The organism is Kitasatospora sp. NPDC058063, assembly GCF_042885395.1.
Lineage (GTDB): Bacteria > Actinomycetota > Actinomycetes > Streptomycetales > Streptomycetaceae > Kitasatospora > Kitasatospora lactacystinica.
Genome location: NZ_JBHVSD010000016.1, coordinates 55,978 through 76,101, shown reverse-complemented (window position 1 = coordinate 76,101; position 20,124 = coordinate 55,978). Strand labels below are relative to the sequence as shown.

The 20,124-nt window shown below is 73.9% G+C and carries 9 protein-coding genes; 2 read left to right on the top strand and 7 right to left on the bottom strand.

The window, feature by feature from the left end:
* Nucleotides 1-11: 11 nt before the first annotated feature.
* Nucleotides 12-1,130, bottom strand: coding sequence for a hypothetical protein (locus ACFVUY_RS26220; protein ID WP_387692185.1), 1,119 nt, complete (start codon nt 1,128-1,130; stop codon nt 12-14).
* 378 nt (nt 1,131-1,508) lie between these two features.
* Between ACFVUY_RS26220 and ACFVUY_RS26215 the strand changes: the two genes are divergently transcribed.
* Entirely contained in the window at nt 1,509-2,969 is a 1,461-nt protein-coding gene (locus ACFVUY_RS26215) for an alpha/beta fold hydrolase (RefSeq protein ID WP_387733779.1), read from the top strand.
* A 31-nt stretch (nt 2,970-3,000) separates the two neighbouring features.
* Here ACFVUY_RS26215 and ACFVUY_RS26210 read toward each other — a convergent pair whose 3' ends face one another.
* The 3 genes from ACFVUY_RS26210 to ACFVUY_RS26200 all read right to left on the bottom strand — a co-directional run bounded on the left by ACFVUY_RS26210 (nt 3,001) and on the right by ACFVUY_RS26200 (nt 14,026).
* On the bottom strand, nt 3,001-4,359 hold the full coding sequence (locus ACFVUY_RS26210; protein ID WP_387733776.1) for a PP2C family protein-serine/threonine phosphatase: 1,359 nt from the start codon (nt 4,357-4,359) through the stop codon (nt 3,001-3,003).
* Between the two features lie 175 nt (nt 4,360-4,534).
* Nucleotides 4,535-12,100 carry a LamG-like jellyroll fold domain-containing protein gene (locus tag ACFVUY_RS26205; RefSeq protein WP_387733774.1) on the bottom strand — a complete coding sequence of 2,522 codons (7,566 nt, stop codon included), beginning with the start codon at nt 12,098-12,100 and terminating at the stop codon, nt 4,535-4,537.
* 273 nt (nt 12,101-12,373) lie between these two features.
* Nucleotides 12,374-14,026, bottom strand: a complete 1,653-nt coding sequence (locus ACFVUY_RS26200) for a phospholipase (RefSeq protein WP_387733771.1) — start codon at nt 14,024-14,026, stop codon at nt 12,374-12,376.
* A 461-nt stretch (nt 14,027-14,487) separates the two neighbouring features.
* On the opposite strand from ACFVUY_RS26200, the gene ACFVUY_RS26195 reads away from it, so the two are divergent.
* Nucleotides 14,488-14,982, top strand: a complete 495-nt coding sequence (locus ACFVUY_RS26195) for a universal stress protein (RefSeq protein WP_387692194.1) — start codon at nt 14,488-14,490, stop codon at nt 14,980-14,982.
* Between the two features lie 274 nt (nt 14,983-15,256).
* Here ACFVUY_RS26195 and ACFVUY_RS26190 read toward each other — a convergent pair whose 3' ends face one another.
* From ACFVUY_RS26190 to ACFVUY_RS26180, 3 genes are all read right to left on the bottom strand, one after another.
* A complete protein-coding gene (locus tag ACFVUY_RS26190) occupies nt 15,257-16,594 on the bottom strand; it encodes an MFS transporter (protein WP_387733768.1) in 1,338 nt (445 codons plus the stop codon).
* Between the two features lie 135 nt (nt 16,595-16,729).
* Nucleotides 16,730-17,086: an ArsR/SmtB family transcription factor gene (locus ACFVUY_RS26185; RefSeq protein WP_380540857.1), complete on the bottom strand. Its 357-nt coding sequence runs from the start codon at nt 17,084-17,086 to the stop codon at nt 16,730-16,732.
* A 155-nt stretch (nt 17,087-17,241) separates the two neighbouring features.
* A complete protein-coding gene (locus tag ACFVUY_RS26180; RefSeq protein ID WP_387734027.1) occupies nt 17,242-20,013 on the bottom strand; it encodes a SpaA isopeptide-forming pilin-related protein in 2,772 nt (923 codons plus the stop codon).
* Nucleotides 20,014-20,124 lie beyond the last annotated feature (111 nt).

Sequence of the window (20,124 nt, the reverse complement as noted above, 5' to 3'; positions counted from 1 at the left end):
GGTTCCCGCGCTCAGTGAAGGACGTCGAGGGCGTTGTCCGCGTCGTTGACGAAGTAGACGGCGTCCTGGTCGAGGTCCAGCGCGAGACCGAAGAGCGCGCCGGCGCCGGGCGGGGTGCCCTCGTTGTTGATCTGCTTGATCGCCACCTGCCGCCCCTCGGGGGTCGTCTCGACGATGTTGCCGTCCCCGCCGTTGACCGTGAGGATGTCACCCCGGGGTGTGATCGCCAGCCCCAGCGGGGCGTTGAGGCCGCCGCCCTCGGTGACGACCCGGCCGATGCCCGCGCTGTCCGTGCGGGCGACCGCGTGCGGGATCGCGGTGATCCGGCTCAGCACCGCGTCGGCGACGAACAGCGTGCCGTCATGGCCGAGGCCGACCCCGGTCGGGCCGACCACCAGGGCCGCCGGGTCCGTCCGCTCGGGGAACCCGGAGCCGATCTCGGTGGTGGCCACCCGCTGCGGCGGCTGGTCGTCCTCGGTGCACAGAGTGATCCGCAGGACGGTGCCCCGGTCGACCTCCGCGCCGCCGGCGGCGACCGTCCCGTTGAGCACGTTGGTGACGAACAGCTCGCTGCGCTTGCCGGTGCTGACGGCGGTCATGTCCCACGGGCCGTTGATGCCGTCGCCCGCGATGGTCTCCCGGACGGTTCCGTGCCGGTCGAGCACCAGCAGGCAGCCGGCCTGGGCGGTGTCGGACGTGCCGTCCGCGGTGGGCAGGCTGCCGACCACGACCCAGCCGCCGGGCAGGACGGTCAGCGCCGTGGTCAGGCCGACCCCGCCGGGGCAGGGGCCGGGCAGGTTGTTCGGGTCGATCGTGGCGAACGTCGTCCTGCTGCCGCCCGGGGTCACCTGGACCAGGGTGGTGCCGGTGCCCTGGAGGTTGGCCGAGTTGTTGAAGTTGCTGATCAGGACGTTGCCCCGGTGCAGGTCACCGACGCTCTCCTGGATGGTGAACGTGCCGTACGGGTTGACGTCGCCGTTCTCGGGGACGGTGGACGCGACGGCGGACACGGTGTGCAGCCGGTCCAGGAACGGCGGTGGGTCCGCCGCGCCGGCCGGGGACGCGGCAGCGGCCAGACCGAGGGTCAGCGCGGTGGTCACCAGCGCGTTCGAACATGCCCGAAGCTTCATGTGCACATGCCTTCTGGAGGGCGGACCGGGCCTCCGGTTCCCGGACGGCCCGACCCGCGGAAGTACTCGGATCGCCCCCGGAACGCCACGCTAGGCGCAAGCCACCGCACCCCGCCTCACGACGTCCGCCAAACGCCGATCACACTGAGTGACGACAGTGCGCCGATACTCGGTGCGGTGCTGGACCTCGTCGGCATCGCCCTGCCCGAGACGGAGCAACACCCGCAGGAGGGCGCCGGTCCGCCTTCCGGGGCCATCCGGCCCTGACGGCTCGTTCCCACTCGGATCCCGCTCGAACGCTCGCCATCGACGCGCCCCGGGCGCAGGCTGCTTCCGTGACCGTGTCCGGACGGACGCGGTGCGAGCGGAAGGACGAACATGACGAGCACACGCGGCCGCATCGCCGCCCTGGTGGGCGCCTTCGCGGTGGTCGCCGGCACCACCCTGGCGACCCCCGCCCTCGCCTCCACCGGAGCCGGAGCATTGGCCGGAGCATTGGCCGGAGCCGGAACGTCAGCCGGAGCCGGAGCCTTAACCGGCGGCGAAGCCCTGGCCGGCGGCGGCGGGATCACCGGGCAGGCACCCTGCCCGGACGCACCCGAGTTCACCTGCGGGACCCTCACCGTCCCGCTCGACCACAGCGGCGCCACCCCCGGCAGCCTCGACCTCGCGGTCGCCTTCACCGGCAACACCAAGGCCCCCAAGGGCGACCTGCTGTTCCTCACCGGCGGCCCCGGCCAGTCCAGCGTCCCGGCGATCAAGCAGATCGCCGGCAAGCTGGAACCCGTCCTCAAGGACTACCGCCTGGTCATGTACGACCAGCGCGGCACCGGCCGGAACGCGCTCCAATGCCCCGGCCTCCAGGAGGACATGGGCTCCTCCGACCTCGCCCTGCCGCGCAAGCAGTCCGTCGCCGACTGCGCCACCGCCCTCGGCACCGACGCCCGCCACTACAGCACCGCCGACACCGTCGCCGACATCGACCTGCTGCGCCGCGCCCTCGGCGACCGGCGCCTGACCCTGGACGGCGTCTCCTACGGCACCATCGTCGCGAAGCGGTACGCGCTCGCCCACCCGGCGCACGTGGCCCGGCTGGTGCTCGACTCGGTGGCGCCGCCCCAGGGTTTCGACCCCCTCGACCTGGCCGCGCTGCCCGCGAGCGCCCGGATCCTGCGGGCCGCCTGCCGGGCCACCGGCTGCACCACCGACCCGGCCGCCGACCTCGCCGCCACCGTTCGGCGGTACGGCAACGGGGCGCAGGTCCTGAGTGCGCTCACCGGCTACGAGTTCATCGACCCGGACTTCGGCGGGGTCCCGGAAATCCTGCACGAGGCCGCCGCCGGGCAGCCCGCGAAGCTCCAGGACTTCTTCGAACTCGTCCACCGGGAGGTCGACGCCGCCCCGGCCGAGGATCTCAGCCAGGGGCTGCACTCCGCCACCCTGTGCGCCGACTCGCGCTTCCCGTGGGGCACCACCGACACCCCGGTCGAGGGCCGGGCGGCCGCGCTGGAGCGCACCCGGCAGCGGCTGACCACCGAGCAGACCTGGCCGTTCGACCCGGCGACCGCGACCGGGCTCGGCAGCCTCCTGGTCTGCCTGGACTGGCCGCGCGAGCCCGTCCCGCCGATCCCGCCGGCGCACCGCAAGCTGCCCGACGTGCCGGTGCTGCTGCTCGGCGGCGACCGGGACCTGGCCACGCCCTATGAACTGCTCTTCCAGCAGTCCGAGTTCGCGCACCATCCGCAGATCGTGATCGTCCCGGGCGCGGCGCACTCGGTGCAGAACCGGGCGGTTAACCCGGCCGGACGACAGGCGGTGTACGACTTCCTGCTGAAGTAGCGGAGGGTCGACGGTCGGCCCCGGGGCGGGGCTACGGCCGCCGGTCGCTCCGCTCCTCGGCGGGGGTGCGGATGGCGAGGACGGCCATGTCGTCGTGGCCGTCGCTGGGGTGGTGGTCGGCGAGGAAGCGGACGAGGTCGTCCAGGGGTTCGCCCGCGTGGGCGGCGGCGAGCTCGGCGAGGGCGTCCAGGCCGCGGTCGATGGGATGCTCGGGGTGTTCGACGAGGCCGTCGGTGAACAGGACGACGGTGCTTCCCGCGGGCAGCGGCTCGGAGTGGTCGGGGCGGTGGAGCTCGGGGTCGATGCCCAGCGGGATGCCGGGTTCGCCGGCCAGGTACCGGGCTCGGCCGTCGGGGGTGAGGACGAGGGGCGGCGGGTGGCCGGCGGTGCTCCAGTGGACGGTCCAGCCGTCGGCGGCGGGTTCGATCCGGGCCAGGCAGGCGGTGGTGACGGGCAGGTCGGTGATGGCGCGCACGGTGAGGTCGAGCCGGGTCAGCACCGAACTGGGAGGGCTCCCCCGGTCGTACAGCAGGGCGCGCAGCATGTTGCGGGCCTGGGCCATGGCGGCGGCGGCGTACAGGTCGTGCCCGACGACGTCGCCGATGACGGCGGCGCAGGCCTGGTCGGGCAGGACGGCGGCGTCGTACCAGTCGCCGCCGACTCCGGCCGGTTCGGCGGCGGTGCGGTAGACCGCGGCCCCGGAGAACGGGCGCAGGTCCGGCAGCGTGGGCAGCAGCAGCCGCTGGAACTGCTCCGCGCTGTCGCGCAGGTGGCCGAACAGGCGGGCGTTGTCGATGGCGATGCCGGCCGCGCCCGCGAGGGCGCGCACGATCTCCTCGTCGTCCTGGTCGAACGGCCGGCCGTCCACGCGCTCGGAGAGGTAGAGGTCGCCGTAGATCTCGCCGCGGACGGTGACCGCCACGCCCAGCAGGGTGCGCATCGGCGGGTGGCCCGGGGGGAAGCCGACCGAGGCCGGGTGCGAGGGGATGTCGTCCACGCGCAGCGGCTCGGGGTGGCGGATCAACTGGCCCAGTACTCCGCGCCCGTGCGGGAACCCGGTTCCGGCGAGGGCCGAGCGCTCCTCCTCCGTCAGGCCGGCGGTGACGAACTGCTCCAGGTGGTCGCCGGAGGGGGCGAGGACGCCGAGCGCGCCGTAGCGGGCACCGGCCAGGTCCATGGCCGTGGTGACGATGCGGTGCAGCACCGCGGGCAGGTCCAGGTCGCCGCCGATGGCCAGGACCGCCGACAGCAGCCCCTGCAGCCGGTCCGTCGACCGCGCCAGGGCGCGCAGCTGCGCCGCCGCGCCCTCCGCCTGTTCGTCCGGGTCCGGCCCGGGCCCCGGCAGGTCCCCCTCGGCCGGTGGCCCCGCGGGCTCCCCCGCGGGGCTCATGACATCGCCTCGTTCATGACCGCCAACGCTACCCACGCCACCGCGGCCCGGCCGGGAGCACGCGCCCGGCGCGAGGGGCCGATGGCGCGCGCCGGAGCCGGCGCGGCGGACGGACCCGGGGTCCGGTCCTGGTGCGGGCGCCGCGGAACGGGTCGCCCGCACCAGGACCTCGGACTCAGGCCTCCACGCCGTAGTACTGGGCGAGGAACCCGATCACGTCGTCCGCGTGCGGGAGCAGCTCGGGCAGTTCCCGGGCGAGCGTCGCGCGGGTGGCCTCGGCCAGTTCGGGCAGTCCGGTGGCGGCGGACTTCACGTACGGGTCGAGGCGGCGGACGAGTTCGTAGTTGCTCTCCACGTCCAGCTGTCGCATGGCCTTCTCCAGCGCCGGCGCGTCGGCCGGCGGGATGTCGGGCAGGACCCGGCTGACGAAGGTGACCCGGTGCAGGACCCGCCAGCACGGCGGCTTGCGGTCGGCCTGTCGGGCCTGGCGCAGCGCCGCCGCGTTGGGGTCGTGTCCGTTCTCCAGCCAGGCCGGGTCGACGACCTTGTGGAAGAAGCTGTCGAAGTGCTCGCTGTCCTCCCCGAGGTAGAAGCTGAGGAAGCGGTAGGCGTCCACCTTGCCCGGCACCTTGACGGGGTTTCCGTCCCGGTCGAAGACCGGGTTGCGGTCGGTGTCGTAGCTCTGCAGGTTGCCGCTGGGCGCGACCTCCACCTCCAGCCCGAAGGAGCGGGTGGCCTCCTTGCCGCGGGCCCGGGTGGCGGTCATCCCGCCGCCCACGGAGGCGTCGAGCTGGGCGCCGACGCCGATGCCGGCGATCTGGAAGGAGGTGCCGATCGAGGTGCCCACGGAGCCGGAGAGCGAGTACGAGCCGGCCGTGGTCTCGCTGACCACGTCGGTGGTCTCGGTGGTCTCGGCGAAGAAGCCCCCGGCGGCCGTCCACACGTAGGTGTTGACCAGGTCGCGGCGGGAGAAGCCCTGACCGGTGGCGCTGTCGGCGGAGTCCCGGCCGCGGGCCGGCGAGGCGTCCGCGCCGATGGCGCCGCCGAGCACCCGGCCGGCCCGCTGGGCGAGCGGGTCGGGGGCGTGGGTCTCGGTGGAGACGCTGTCGTAGTAGCTGTGCAGGCGCTGCTGGTCGCGCTGGATGCGGCGCTTGAGCGCGTACGCCTCGCGGGGCTTGAAGTAGCTGTACTCGCCCCGTTCGCGGGCGCCCTGGTAGTCGGGGTCGGCGACCTTGCCGCGTTCGTCGAAGCCGACGGTGCCGTCCAGGGTGCCCTGCTTGGTGTAGCGCGGGTTGATCGGGAAGGGGACGACGTTCCAGTCCTTGGGGATGTCCGGGTTGGGCTGGATGCGGTAGGCGACGAGGGAGCCGGTGTGCGCCAGGCGCAGCGCGAAGACGTCGGCGGTCTGCGACTGGACGACGGCGAAGCCGGTGTTGGCCGGGACGTACCGCCGCCCGGCGGTGGGGTTGAGCACCCGGCCCGGGTCCTCCCAGTGGCCGGTGAGCGCGACCTTGGTGGTCCGGGCGGTGTTCTCGCCCTGGGAGACGGAGGTGTCCTCGGCCCAGCTGTTGGAGAACTCCAGGTTGCCGCGCACGCTCGCCGAGACGCCGCCCTTGGCGATGGACTTGGCGATGCCGAAGCCGAGCGGGGCGGTGATCATCCAGACGTCGACGTCGACCTCGTTGGAGAGCGCGAAGCCGAAGGCGGCGTCCACGCTGCGCTCCTTGGCGGAGGACAGCGAGCGGACGACCTGTTCGGCCTCGGTGAGTTTGACGGTGGAGGCGCCCTCGAAGGTGTCGCTGCCGGGGTCGGTCAGGCCCGCGGTGAGGTTCTCCGAGGGGATCGGCGGGGCGCCTTCGACGTAGCCGATCAGCTGGGGGTCGAACTGGATCTGGCTGACCCATTCGCTGACCAGTTCGCCAACCTTGTAGCCGGTGACGAGGTGCCAGCGGCCGTCCTGGAGGTAGCTGTAGGCGCGCTTGAGGACGCCGAACGCCTCGCCGCGCGAGCCGTACTGCATGTCGGCGTACTCGGCGACGGCCGGTGCGGCGCCGATGCTCTGGTGGAACGGGGTGCGCAGGCCGGCCAGGGCGGAGCGGACCTGGGCGGCGTCGTTGGAGACCGGCGCGCTGGACAGCACGGTGCGCGGGCGGGTGGCCTCCGGGCCGAACTCCAGGTGGTTGCCGCGCAGGCCCTCGTCGCGGACCTGGGCGGCGCCCGCCTCGGTGGAGTCCCGGTCGAACGGCCAGTAGGCGACCAGGTCCTCCTTCTCGCCCTTGAGCCGGGTGAACAGGTTGTCCAGCAGCTGCTCGTGGGTGCGGGCGGTGCGCCAGATCCGCACCTCCTCCAGCACGCCGTCGAACGCCTCGGCGGGCTTGCCCCGCTTGAGCACCGCGCCCAGGGTCAGCTGCGGGTCGCCGGCGGCGGCGAAGGCGGCGGTGTCGGGCAGGCCCGCGGTGTCGGCCGGGTCGCAGGCCACGGCGACGCCGTTGCGGTACAGCCGGAAGACGCTGCCGCGCGGGTCGGGGTTGCGGACCCAGCGGGCGCCGCGCAGCCGGGCCGGGTGCGAGCCGGTGGCGTCGGCCGTGGTGCCGCCCGCGTTCTCCTCGAAGCGCCAGTGCGCGACCAGGCCGCGGTCCCGGGCGGAGACGGCGGTGCCGAGCCGGGCGGCGTCCCGGGCGGCGCCCCAGATCCGGACCTCGGCGAGCACCCCGGTCAGCTGCTGGACGGTGGCGCCCTCGCGGGCCCGGCCGAGCTCCAGCGGCGCGTCGTTGCCGCGCGGCCCGGGCCCCTCGTAGCGGCCGGTGCCGATCTCCCGGCCGTCCAGGTGGAAGCGGATGTCCTGCCACTCGCGCACGGCGAGCGACTCGACCAGCTCGACGCTCCGGGTGACCGGCTTGCCGTCGGCGCCGGTGGCGGTGATCTGCTGGGTGCCCTTCTGCTCCTGCATCGAGCGGCCGCCCTTGCGGACCACGGCGATGCGGTGGAACTGCCCGGCCCGCACGCCCTCGGTGGAGGTGAAGCGCACGGCGCGGCCGTCGGGCTCCTCGAAGGCGAACTCCAGCCGCCCGTCCGGGAGGACGGCCAGCCGGTACGGCACGCTGCCGCCGATGCCGTCGGCGGTGCAGCCCTTGGAGAGCAGGCCCTGGGTCTCGCCGAGCCGGTCGACCCGGGCGAACACCTCCAGGGTCAGGTCGTCGGCGATGTCCAGCGCGTCGTCGTCCGGCACCTCCAGGTGGGCGTCGCCGGTCAACTCGACGGCCCAGGACTGCTGGTAGGCCAGGGCGAGGTGGCTCCACTCGCGCAGCGGGAAGGTCTCCCGGCTGACCACCCGGCGGTCGCCGACGGCCGCGACGACCCGGTGGCCGCCGTCGGCGATCGGCGAGCGGGCCGGGACGGGCTTCGGCATGCCGCGCAGTTCGGCGTGCCGGTCGTTCCCGGAGCGGTCGGTCAGGACGGCTGCGGTGCCGGGGACGGGCGCCGTGTACGTCCAGTAGCCGAGCAGCCCCGCCTCGTTGCCGGTCAGCCGCCGCCCCTGGCCGGCCCGCAGCTCGTCGCCGCCACGCGCCTTGGACCAGAGCCGGACCTCGTCCAGCCGGACGGCGGCGAACTCGCCGGGCCAGCACAGCACGGTGCCCAGCGAGAGCCGTCCCTGCCCTCGGTACGGGGCGTTGGCGGTGCGCCGGGCGATCTCCTGGCCGTCCAGGTAGATCACCTGCTGGCGGGTCTCCCGCTGGAACACGCAGGCCCAGTGGTGCCACTTGGTGTCGGAGAACCGCTTGGTGGTGTCCAGGTCGTCGTCGTAGAAGGCGAACGTGAAGAAGCCGTTCTTGCGGAAGCCGATCTGCAGGGTCTCGTTGGCGCGCCCCTCGGCACCGCTGTGCCCGAGCACCATGTGCGGCCGACTGTCGATCTTGGTTCGCTGGGCCCAGAACTCCACCGTGAAGTCGCCGTCGCCGAAGCCGAAGGCCTCGGGCACCACGGCGGCGTCGTCCGTGCCGTCGAAGACCAGCCCCGAGGTCACCTGGGTGCCGAGCAGGCCGAGGCCGTACGGGGTGTCCCCGGCGTTGGCGTGCAGCAGCCGCACCGGGCCTTCGGCCCGCTCCGGATTGACCCAGGCCTCCAGGGTGAGGTCGCCCGGGGTCGTGGCCCGGGGCAGCTGCCCGGCGGGCAGGGCGAGGAAGCGGCCCTTGCCGTCGAAGGCGTAGGCCCGGCCCGGCATGTCGGCCCGCCAGCGCCCGCCGTGGCCGCGCGCCAGGCCGTCCGCGCTGCCCAGCGGCAGTTCGGCCAGGCCGCCGGGGTCGACGGTGATCAGCCGGGAGCCCTCGGCGAGGGTGCTGCCGGGCTGCGAGGACTCGGACCAGCGGTGGTCGTAGCGCACCCGCTGCACGCTCATCCCGGGCTTCAGCAGGGTCAACTCCGCGCCCGCGCCCAGGCGCAGCGACTTCGACCCGGCCGGGTGGCTGCCCTCGAAGCGGAAGCCGTGGCCGCCGACGGTCACGAAGCCGGGGCCGGCCAGCGGGGCGAGGGTGCCCTCGGTGAACTGCACGACGTCGCCGTCGATCCGCAGCACGGTGGCGATCGTCACGGGCTGCTCGGCCGCGCCGTTCACCACGGCGGCGAAGTCCTCGGCCCGGCGGGGCAGGTGCGACCACTTCTCGGTCTGCCCGTCGTGCCGGATGGTGAGGGTGACCTGCGTCGGGCCGTCCCCGGCCTCGACGGTGATCCCGGTGCCGGTGAGGTCGGTGCCCGCGTCCCGGGCCGTGAAGGAGACCGTCCGTCCGCCGGCGGCCAGCTGCCGCGAGGAGCGCAGCACCTGGCTGTCGTAGTAGGCGGCGAAGAACTGGCCGTTGCCGCCCCGGAAGTAGAGCACGACGTTGCCGGTGGCGCTGTCCAGCAGGAACGGGCGGTCGGCGGCGCGGGCGAAGCCCAGCAGCGCGCCGGAACCGCTCAGCCCGGTGCGGTCGACGGTCAGCTGCGGCACCGGCAGGGCGATGTCGTCGGAGCCGCGCACGCCGCCGGTGAGCCGGCCCAGCTCCTCCCGCTTGGCGGCGAGGCCGGCCTGCTGGGCGGCCAGGTCGCGGCGCAGCTGGGCGAGCCGGTCCTGCTTGGTGCCGAGGAGTTCCAGGCGCTGGGTGAACTCGGAGATCTGCCGGCTCAGCCGGTCGGTGGTGGGGCTGGACTTCAGCGAGTTGTCGATCCGCTCCAGGATCAGGACGCCCTCGCCGGAGTCCTTGGCCGTCGCGTAGTCGTACTGGACGATGCGGTCGCCCTGGCTGTCCCGGGCCGCGACCAGCTGGTAGCTGTGCCGGGCCACCAGGCTGTTGCCGTTCCAGCCGTCGAGCGCGAAGTGGGTGGCGGCGTTGTCGGCCTCCCGGCGGTACTGGATCAGGGGGATGTCGTTGCCGGTCCTCCGGTTGTCGACGTTCATGTCGAGTCCGGAGTTGGCGTTCCTGACGAAACAGCAGGCGTAGCCATTGAGCGTGGTGCCGGTCGGCTCGAAGGTCCAGATCGTGGACGCGGCCTGCCGGTCGGCGGTACGCACCAGCGGGGCGACGCTGTCCTTGCGGTCGCCTTCCACCGCGAGGTACTGGTCCTTGCCGTCCTTCTGCAGCTTGAACCGCAGCCGGTAGCGCCAGTAGGTGACGTCGCTCTCCAACTCGGCGCGCACCTCGGCGCGTTGGCGCTCGACGTCGGGGATCTCGGCGGTCTCCAGCTGGAGGCGGGTGATCTCGGCCTCGGAGCCCGCGATGTCCCGGGTCAGCCGGGCCACCTGGGCGTCCACCTCGCCGGCCGCCTCCACGTTCCCGCTGGACTCCGGCGCGGCCAGCACCGGCAGGACCAGCTCCTCCGGCACCTGGGCCAGCCGGCCGTCCCGGCCCACGCCGAGGTCCACGGTGGCGACGTAGGCCTCGTCGGTGGCCTGGCCGGTCACCGGGTCGGGCCCGCCGGTGGTGCAGGCGAGCAGCACCCTGGCCTGGCGCTTGACCGGCTTGGACGTCTGGTCGTAGCCGGCCGGCGCGGTCTCCTGCTGGTGGTGCAGCAGCGCGGACAGGCCGGAGAGCACCCGGCGCCCGGTGAAGGCGAAGCTGCTGCGGCTCACCCCGGGGTCCTCGCCGACCGGGGCCTCGGAGGTGACCCAGGAGGGTCCGCCGCTCAGAGCGGCGTGCCGGGCGTGGTCGGTCTGGTCGTGCAGCGTGGTGCCGGAGCCCTCGTCGAAGCGGTAGTAGGCGGCCAGGCCCGGCTCGCTGCCGATCAGGCGGCGGCCGCGGTCGGCGGCGATCTCCGCGCCGCCGCGCGCGCGGAACCAGATCCGCACCTCGTCCAGTTCGCCACGCCCGTACGAGCGGATGCCGCGTCCGAGGGTGAGCCCGCCGAGGCCGGCGTACGGCATGTCCGTGGTGCGGCGGCCGAGTTCGACGCCGTCGCGGTAGACGATCTGCTCGCAGGTGTCCCGGACGAAGACGCAGGCCCAGTGGTGCCAGTCGGTGTCCGTGGTGCGCTGCGGGACGTTCAGATCGTCGCCGTAGAAGGCGAAGGTGAAGGTGTCGTCGCCGCGGAAGCCGATGTGCAGGGTGCGCAGCCGGACCCCCTTGGAGGCGCCGTGGCCGATCAGGAAGTCCTCGCGGCCGCCGGTGGCGGTGCGCCGGGCCCAGAACTCCACCGTGAAGTCGCGGTCGGCCAGGTCGAGGGCGCTGTTCGGGAGTTCGGCCACGTCGTCGTCGCCGTCGAAGCGCAGCGCCGTCCCGGCGCGGCCGCCCTCGCCCGCCGCGGGCACCAGCGGCCTGCCGGTGAACGGGCAGGTGCCGGGCGCGCCCTCGTGGACGGCGCTCCGGTAGCGCGGGTCGGGGCTGGTCCAGGCCTGGGTGCCCTGGGTGTTGAACAGGCCGTCCCGGCTGCGCTCGACGCTGAAGCCGTCGATCCGGCCGGTGGCGTCGTTGTGCGCGAAGACCTGCCAGCGCTCCCGGCCGTGCACGGCGGTGGGGACCAGCAGGGCGGTGAAGCGGCCCTCGGAGAGGTTGCGGACGAAGGACAGTTCCTGGGTGGGCTCGACGAACGGCTGCCCTTCCATGTCCTGGGTGCCGAGGCTGTCCTTGGCGGAGTCCGGGCGGCCCTTGTGCCGGCTGCGCCGGTAGCGGACCTCCAGCACCGGCTTCAGCTCGCCGCCGGCCAGGACGAAGCGGTCGCACAGCAGGGTGGCGTCGACCACCGCGGCCTTGGCCTCGCCGCCCTTGGCCAGGTAGTCGGTGCGCGCCGGGTCGCCCGAGGAACCGGCGCCGTCGGCGAGCCGGAACACCGCGTCGGGGTGGTCGGCGCGCACCGACTGGCGCAGCACGTACAGGTGGGTGCCGTCGGAGAGGACGTGGAAGGGGGCGGCGGCGCCGAGCCGCGCGGTGCTGGACAGGAACCGGTCCAGTTCCTGCTCGTCCAGCCGCTCCGCCGCGTCCGCCTCGACCCGCCCGCCGCGCTTGACGACGGGCATCCGCACCGTGCCCGCCACCGCGTAGCCGACCCGCGCCACCTCGGAGGGGAAGCGCAGTTGCAGCGGGTCCTCCGACCAGTACGCCGCGTCGGCCTCGCCCTTCGCCTCGTCGTGCTGCGACAGGTCCAGGACGCTGTAGACGATGCGCCGTTGGTCGTCCATCGCGAACGCGACCGTGCTGCCCTGGTGCCGCACGGTCGTGGTGTGCACGTAGGCGCGGTCGCTGTAGACCTTCGCCAGGTGCTGCGTCTCCGTCAAGCTTCCACCTCACACCCGGTGGCCGCGGGGTCACCGGCGGCCACACGATCAACACGGTTCGTGCCCACGCTTTCACCGGCTGTGACGGTCCATCAAGATACTTTCGCGCCATGACACATGGGCGATCCCGCCATCGCCCTCCCGCCCCTCGAACGAGAAGTCGAATCTCCGCTCGTCGCCCGCGGCGGGCGACCGCGGACGGCGGGCTCCCCGTCCCGGGATTCCGGAAACAGGGAGCCCGCCGGCCGGACGGCAGGCGCCGGGCGTCAGACGTCAGGCGCGGCAGGTCCCGGTGGACCAGTCGACGGTCGCGGCGGCCTGCGAGTACTGCCACTCGGGGCCGAGCAGGTCGCGGTCGAGCTGCGCGGCCGCGCCGCGGCTCTCGACGATGTAGCCGAAGTCCTGCAGCCAGGCCGGGTACAGGTTCTTCGAGCCGATGTAGAAGGCCGAGTCGTCGACCGAGACCAGCTTGTGGTGCAGCGCGTACGGGTGCCCGTCGGCCCAGGTGGCGGTGGGGGCGGCGCGGAAGGAGGCGAGCTGGAGGTTGCCGCAGAGGGCCGCGGCGGCCTTGCCCTGGTCGCCGGTGAGCGCGGTGAGCCTGGCCTTCAGGACGTCGCTGATCTCGGCGAGGGACTTCATCTGCGAGTAGCCTCCGCTGCCCACGGTGCCCCGGTTGGCCGGGTCGCTGACCACGATCCGCACCTTGACCCCGGCGGCCAGCTTGGCGGCCAGCGTGTCGTAGAGCCGGGAGTCGTAGCGCGAGAGCGGCGGACAGGTGCCGTTCAGGTCCTGCTGGGAGATCTCGACGTGCCGCTGGGCGCTGCCGACCAGGGCGCGCAGGGCGTTCTCCTCGGGGTTGACGGTCTCGTAGTCGCGGTCGGCGTTGGTGTTGTCGTGCAGGGTCAGCGGGCCGCACTTGGCGTCCGCCGCACCGGGGACGGGGCCGGGCTGGTAGCGGGAGGAGGGGTCCGCGTCATTGATGCCGACGCCGAGGCCGCCAACGGCTATCACCGGGACGTTCCCGGCGGCGGGGGCGGGCGGGTTGAGCTCGCGTTCGATCGACGGGCGGCAGGCGCCGCCGTCCGAGGAGGCGAACCAGGCGTTGTCGAACAGGCCGGTCCGGCCGCAGGTCCACTCCCACAGGGTGTCCAGGTAGCGGCCGGCGGAGGTCGCGGCGGGGCCGGTGAGCGCGAGGTCGACGTCCGAGACGGGGTGCGCGGTGTCGAGGTAGTCCTTGCTCCAGCCGTTGATGCCGCCGGTGAGGACAGTGCGCCCGTCGACCACCAGGAGCTTGGAGTGGTTCCAGGAGAAGGCGGTGCGCGAGGCGGTCATCGAGGCGATGTTGAGGCTGACCGAGGAGGCGGCCGGTCCGAGCTTGGCGACCAGCTCGTCCCGGTAGCGCGACGGCAGCACGTTGGCGTTGTACAGCGGCGCCGCGCCGACCAGGATGCGCACGACCGGGCGGTGCCCGGCGGCGACCGAGGCCTTGAGCCCGGCGACCAGGGCCTCCTCGAATCCGCCGTCGGGGAACGGCGCGAGGGTGGAGACGTCGACGGTCCGGGTGGCGGCGGAGACGTCGGCGGTCATCTTCGCGAGCAGCGCGCGGGTGCCGGGCCGGTCGGCGCAGGTGGCGTCGCCCCAGCAGGCGGGCGTCTGGAACAGCCAGTCGGCGGGGCCGCCGGCACGGTCGGCGCCGGCCAGGGCGTTGCCGTCGGTGCGCTGCCAGACGGTGCCCTCCAGGCCGGGCGACACCTGGCGCAGCACCTGCTCGACGGCGTCGAGGTGGGCGGTGTCCGTGCCCTGCGCGGGCGCGGGGTCGGCGTGGGACGGCGCGGCCGGCAGGACGGTGAGCAGGGTGCTGGCCGCGACGGCGGCGAGGGCACCGCGCAGAGCGCGGCGGGGTCGGCGGGAGCCGGGTCGGTACACGTGAGGATCCTTCAGAACATGACAGGCGTTGTGCTGTTCGCCTACGAGACACCCAGAGACTACCGGCTGGTAACAGTCCGTCAAACTTGGGCATGACAAGAGCGCGAACGGGCCCGGCCGACCCCGGCGGGTTCCGGCCCACGCCCCTGAGCTGCACCGACGCCGCCGGCCGAGCGACGGCGCAACCGCCCGGCAGCTGTTCGCCGCCCGGGGAGATCACGCCGCGGGCGGTCGGCGCGCAGCGCGGCCCGGCCCGGCCGGACCCGGCCGACGGAGGAGTACGGACATGCCGCCGCGCCGTTGCCGGAGGATCATGAAAGCAGTGGACGCGCCGGTCCCAGCGCCTCCCCGGATCCGCCGATTCACCGCGTCGCCGAGTCGCCGAGTCGCAGATCCACCGGATCCGCCGGATACGCCGAGCCTGTCGGTCCGCTGCCAGGCCTCACCTCCTGGAGGTCCCCGTGAACAGCTCACCCGCGTCACGTCCCGCCGGGCCGATCGTCGTCGGTACGGACGGCTCGGAGCCCTCCCGCAGGGCCGTGCTCTTCGCCCTTCGCGAGGCACAGCTACGGAGAGTCGGCGTACGGGCCGTCTGCGCCTTCGGCGGCCGGCACGCCGATCCGCCGGACCGGGCCATGACGGGCTGGTTCCGCCCCAGCGGCGATCCGGAGCCGCACCTGCACGACGCCGTCGCCCGCGAGGTGACGGACCTGGTCGAGGAGCTGCGCCAGCAGGTCGGCGAACCGTACGTCGAGGTCGAGGTGCGCTGCGAGCACGGCCGCCCCGCTCAGGTCCTGCTGGAGGAGAGCCAGGACGCCGGTCTGCTGGTGGTCGGCACCCGCGGTGCCGGCCGCTGGGGCCGGCTCGCCCTCGGCTCGACCAGCACCGAGATCGTCCACCACGCCCGCCTCCCCGTCGTCGTCGTACCGCCCGAACCCGGCGCCGCACCCGGGTGAACCCCCGCGCCCGCCGTACCGGCCCTCGCCCCGGCCACCCGCTGCGACGGCTCTGCCCGACGCCCCATTGAGAACCCGCAGACACGTGCGCCGGGGAAGGCCGGCGTCCCCGCGTTCACCGCGCGCGAGGTGGCGTTCGCCGGGTCGCGGAACACCCGGTGCGACCGCCCCGCCACGAGATCGATCCTGCCCACGGCCGCCGCACCGGACGGCAGGGCGCCGACCGCCTTCCGGGACACCCGGGTCGGGGCCCCCGCACCAGGTGTCCGTCCGGTCAGCCGGGGACGGTGGCGCCACCGCGTTTCCCGCTCGCCGCCACCGCGGCCGGGCCCGTCGTCCCGGGCACCGCGCGCCAGGCGCGGGCGGCGAGTACACCGGAGGCGAGCGCCACGGCGCCGAGGGCGGCGGAGGCCGCGGTGAGGCCCAGGGTGGCGCCGAGCCAGCCGGCCAGGGGGTAGGTGAGCAGCCAGCAGCCGTGGGAGAGGGAGAACTGGGCGGCGAAGACGGCGGGGAGTTCCTCGGCGGCCACCGAGTCGCGCAGGACCCGGCCGGTGGGGGTGAGGATCAGCGAGCCGACCGCGCCGAACGCCGCCCAGACGGCGAGCAGGACGGGCCAGCGCCAGGCGCCGGGTCCGGCGGCGGTGAGCGCGGCGAGCAGGCCGAAGAGGCCGACGATGCCGAAGGCCGCCGGGAGCATGACGGTCCGGTCGGGCAGCCGGTCCAGCACCCGGGGCAGCAGCAGCGCCACGACCATCGACCCGGCCCCGTAGGCGCCGAGCGCGATCGGGACGTCGGTGGCGGGGCGGCCGAGCGGGCCGCGGACGTAGACCACGGTGTTGACGATCACCATCGCGCTGGCGGCGGCCGCCGCGAGGTCCAGGGCGAGCATCGCGCGCAGCCGGGGCACGGCGAGGAACAGCCGGGTGCCGCGGACGGACCGGGCGAGGACGCCCCCACCGGGCCGCGCCCGGTCCTGCTTCGACCGGAACGGCTCCGGCCGGGTCGGCTCCGGGCCGCCCTGCCCGACCGGCTCCGGCCGGACCCGCTTCGGCAGGGCGGCGGAGACCACCAGGACGGCGGAGGCGAGGAACCCGGCAGCGGTGCCCCAGAACAGCCAGTTGTAGCTGATCAGCGCGAGCAGGGCGGCCGCGAGCACCGGGCTGACCAGGCTCTCGGTGTCGTAGGCGAGCCGGGACAGCGACAGGGCGCGGGTGTACGCGCGCTCCTCGGGCAGCACCTCGGGGATCACCGACTGGAAGGCCGGGGTGAAGGCCGCCGAGGCGGACTGCAGCACGAAGATCAGGACGTAGACCTGCCACACCTCGGTGACGAAGGGCAGGGTGAGGGCGACGCCGGCCCGGGTGAGGTCGGAGGCGGCCATCAGGCGTCGGCGCGGGATGCGGTGGGCCAGCGCGGTGACCACCGGGGCGATGCCGACGTACGCGAGCATCTTGATCGCCAGTGCGGTGCCGAGCACCGATCCGGCGTCCGCTCCGGCGAGGTCGTACGCGAGGAGGCCGAGCGCGACGGTGGCGAGGCCGGTGCCCACCAGGGCGACGATCTGGGCGGCGAACAGGTGCAGATAGGTGCGGTTGCGCAGCACGGACAGCATGGGGGACCCCGCTCGGACTGGGCGCGGCAGGACGACACGACCAGGATAGGTCAACATGTGCACGCATGTGCACATGTTGACGAAAAGGCGGCCCGCACCCCGGAGGGCACGGGCCGCGGAGCCGGAAGGTACGGGTCAGTCGTGCGGGGGAAGCTCGCCGATCTGGTGGTCGGCGACGCTCAGCGCCTCGTCGACCAGCCGGCGCAGGTGGCCGTGGCGCAGCGCGTAGACGACGCGCCTGCCGTCCTTGCGGGTCGTGACCAGGCCGGCCAGCCGGAGCTTGCCGAGGTGCTGGCTGACCGACGTCCGGGGGGCCCCGGTCGCCTCGGTCAGCGTGGTCACGTCGGCCTCACCGGCGCTCAGCCGCTGGAGCAGGGCGAGCCGGGTGCGGTCCGCGAGCAGCGCCAGGATGCCGGCCGCGGCCTCCAGCCGCTCGTCGTCCCGATGCTCCTGCGCATGGTGTGCACCTGATATCCGAAGGCTCCCGCTCATGGCGCCATCGTAGGGCCCCGGGACCGGCCCGCCGAAGCGCCGCGGCACCGGCCCGGGCACCGCCCGGCCGGAGGGGCCCCGTGGGCTCCTCCGGCCGGGTCGTCATCTCACACGGTCACGAGTTCAAGCGGTCACGAGCTCACGCGGTCACGAGCTCACGCGTTCATGCCCCACAGGAAGCCCGGCACGGGCGTGTAGCGCACGTACGGACTCCACTCGTCGCCCGGCGGGCAGGGGGTGGGCGGGCACGGCGGCGGCGGGCACTTGCTGTCCTCCACCGTGATCGCCACGCACGGGCAGTCCTTGCTCAGCCCGACCTCGGTCACCGCGTGCTGCGGCAGGCTGTAGCCCTCGGGCGCGGAGACCTCCTGCCAGTAGTAGGTGCCCAGCGGGAGACCGCTCGCGGAGCAGACTCCCGACGCGGGGGTGACGCACGGGGAGCCGACGGCGGTGTCGGGGTTCGGCCCGGAGGTCTGCAGACCGGGCACGCCGTTGGTCTCGCGCCACAGCTGGAAGACCGCGCCCGCCAGCGGCCGGCCCGTACCGGCGTCGACCTTGGTGACGGAGGTCGACCCGCTCGGAGCGGGTGTCTTCCCGTCCCGGACGGTCACCTGGATGTTCTGCCCACCGGTGTCGAGGACCACCGTCGTCACCGCGGGCCGCGGCAGGTCGTAGCCGGGCGGAGCCGCCGTCTCCTGCCAGTAGTACGTCCCCAGCGGCAGGCCGTCCGCCGAGCAGACGCCCGACGCCGGCGTGACGCACGCGGAACCCACGGCGGTGTCGGGGTTGGCCCCGGAGGTCTGCAGACCGGCCACGCCGTTGCTCTCGCGCCACAGCTGGAAGGAGGCACCTGCCAGCGGCCGCCCGGTGACGGAGTCGACCTTGGTGACGCCGGTGGTACCGGTGGGAGCGGTGGTCTGGGTGTCGGCGACGCCGACCGGGGTGTGCTGCCCGTTCATGTCCAGCACCACGGTGGTCACGTTGAGCTCGGGCAGCTCGTACCCGTCGGGCGACGAGACCTCCTGCCAGTAGTAGGTGCCCAGCGGCAGGCCGTCCGCCGTGCAGACGCCCGACGCCGGAGTGACGCACGGGGAGCCGACGGCGGTGTCGGGGTTGGCCCCGGAGGTCTGCAGACCGGGCACGCCGTTGGTCTCGCGCCACAGCTGGAAGGTCGCGCCCGCCAGCGGCTGCCCCGTCCCGGCGTCGGTCTTCGTCACGGTGGTGGACCCGGTGGGGGCGGTGGACCCGGTGTCGGCGACGTTGACCGGGGCGCTCTGCCCGTTGGTGCTCAGCACCACGGTGGTGACGTTGAGCTCGGGCAGCTCGTACCCGGGGGGCGCGGCGGTCTCCTGCCAGTAGTACGTGCCCAGCGGCAGGCCGCTCGCCGAGCAGACGCCCGACGCCGGAGTGACGCACGGGGAGCCGACGGCGGTGTCGGGGTTGGCCCCGGAGGTCTGCAGACCGGGCACGCCGTTGGTCTCGTGCCACAGCTGGAAGGTCGCGCCCGCCAGTGGCTGCGAGGTCGCCGAGTCGATCTTCGTCACGCTGGTGGAGCCGGTCTCGACGACCGGGCTCCGGGTGTCCCGGGCGGTGACCGGGACGTTCTGGCCGTTGGTGTCGAGGACCACGGTCGTCACCGCGGGCTGCGGCAGGTCGTAGCCGGGCGGAGCCGCCGTCTCCTGCCAGTAGTAGGTGCCCAGCGGCAGGTCGGCGGTGGTGCAGAGGCCGTTGCTCCCGGTGGTGCAGGGGGCGCCCACCTTGGTGTCCGGGGTGGTCCCCGAGGTCTGCAGGCCCGCGACGCCGTTGGTCTCACGCCACAGCTGGAAGGTGGCACCCGCCAGCGGCTGCGAGGTCGCGGAGTCGACCTTCGTCACACTGGTCGACCCGGTGGGAGCCGGGGGGTTGCCGCAGTCCGGGAGGTCGCCGTTGAAGGGGTAGGCGTGGAACTCGGTCCCGGTCATGCCCGAACCGGAGTTGTGCAGCAGGGTGCCGGTGGTGAAGAACCGTCCGTTCAGCCCGGGCAGGCTCATCGTGGCGGTGCTGGCCGGGTTGCCGACCAGCACGCTGCCCTGGAACTGCCCCGATCCCGTGAGGGTGACGGTCGTCGCGGTGGGGAAGTTCCACAGCAGTCGCTCGCGCAGCTGGTTCCAGGGGTCGGTGTCCTGGAGGCTGCCGCTGTAGGTGTTGATGGTGCGGGCGCCGCCCACGAGGTTGACGAGCACGGTCGCGTTCGCGGGGATTCCGGCGAACGCGACGCCCTGGGTGGAGCCGCCGCGCCCGACGATGTCGAAGTCGACGTTGAAGACCTGGAGGGCGGAGGTGCCGTCGCCGGTGAACAGGGTCTGGAACCCCTGGTTGACGGCGGTTCCGGTGGCGGGGCGGGGCGTGCCGACCCCGGCGTAGCAGGCGCTGGCCGTCTGCAGCTCGCCGCGCAGCGGCGTGTAGGCGGCCACGGCCCGCGGGTCCTGGACCTTGGTGCCGGTGATGGTGCCGGTGGCCGTGCCCGCGTAGCGGACGACGCCTCCCTCGGCCAGGAGCGACTGCCCCGGGGCCACGGTGACGTTGCCTCCGGCGGTGAGGAAGTCGGCCCCGTCCGGCGGGGGGACGCGCGAGCCGACGCCGACGATGCCGATGTTGTAGACGGAGCTGACTCCGGCGGCCTTGTTCATGCTGAAGGAGCCGAGGGTCACCACGTGCCCCTCGGCCTCGGCGGCCGAGCCGCTGACGTTGAAGTCGCCGCCGACGAAGATGTTCACGCCGGCGTCGCGCCCCGCGAAGGGCCCGTTGTTGACCGGCGGGAACGTCGCCGGGCAGTCCGCGCCCAGGCAGGGCCCGAGGCCTCCCGGGAGGCCGGCCGCGTAGGCGGCCGTCGGTGCGACGAGCGACATGCCGAAGGGGACGAGCGTCAGGGCCAGGGCGGATCCCATCACCCTGCCGAGTTTTCGTCCCCAGCCGACGGCAGCTGTCGGATGCTGACTGGGCTTCACGTCAGTCCTTTCATCACATGACCATAAAGACAACCCTCGGAGTGTTCTCCT

Excerpts from the sequence above, each read along its gene's own strand:
- ACFVUY_RS26215 (WP_387733779.1), top strand. The coding sequence starts at position 1,509 with ATGACGAGCACACGCGGCCGCATCGCCGCCCTGGTGGGCGCCTTCGCG.
- ACFVUY_RS26190 (WP_387733768.1), bottom strand. The coding sequence starts at position 16,594 with ATGCTGTCCGTGCTGCGCAACCGCACCTATCTGCACCTGTTCGCCGCC.
- ACFVUY_RS26180 (WP_387734027.1), bottom strand. The coding sequence starts at position 20,013 with ATGGGATCCGCCCTGGCCCTGACGCTCGTCCCCTTCGGCATGTCGCTC.
- ACFVUY_RS26210 (WP_387733776.1), bottom strand. The coding sequence starts at position 4,359 with ATGAGCCCCGCGGGGGAGCCCGCGGGGCCACCGGCCGAGGGGGACCTG.
- ACFVUY_RS26185 (WP_380540857.1), bottom strand. The coding sequence starts at position 17,086 with ATGAGCGGGAGCCTTCGGATATCAGGTGCACACCATGCGCAGGAGCAT.
- ACFVUY_RS26220 (WP_387692185.1), bottom strand. The coding sequence starts at position 1,130 with ATGAAGCTTCGGGCATGTTCGAACGCGCTGGTGACCACCGCGCTGACC.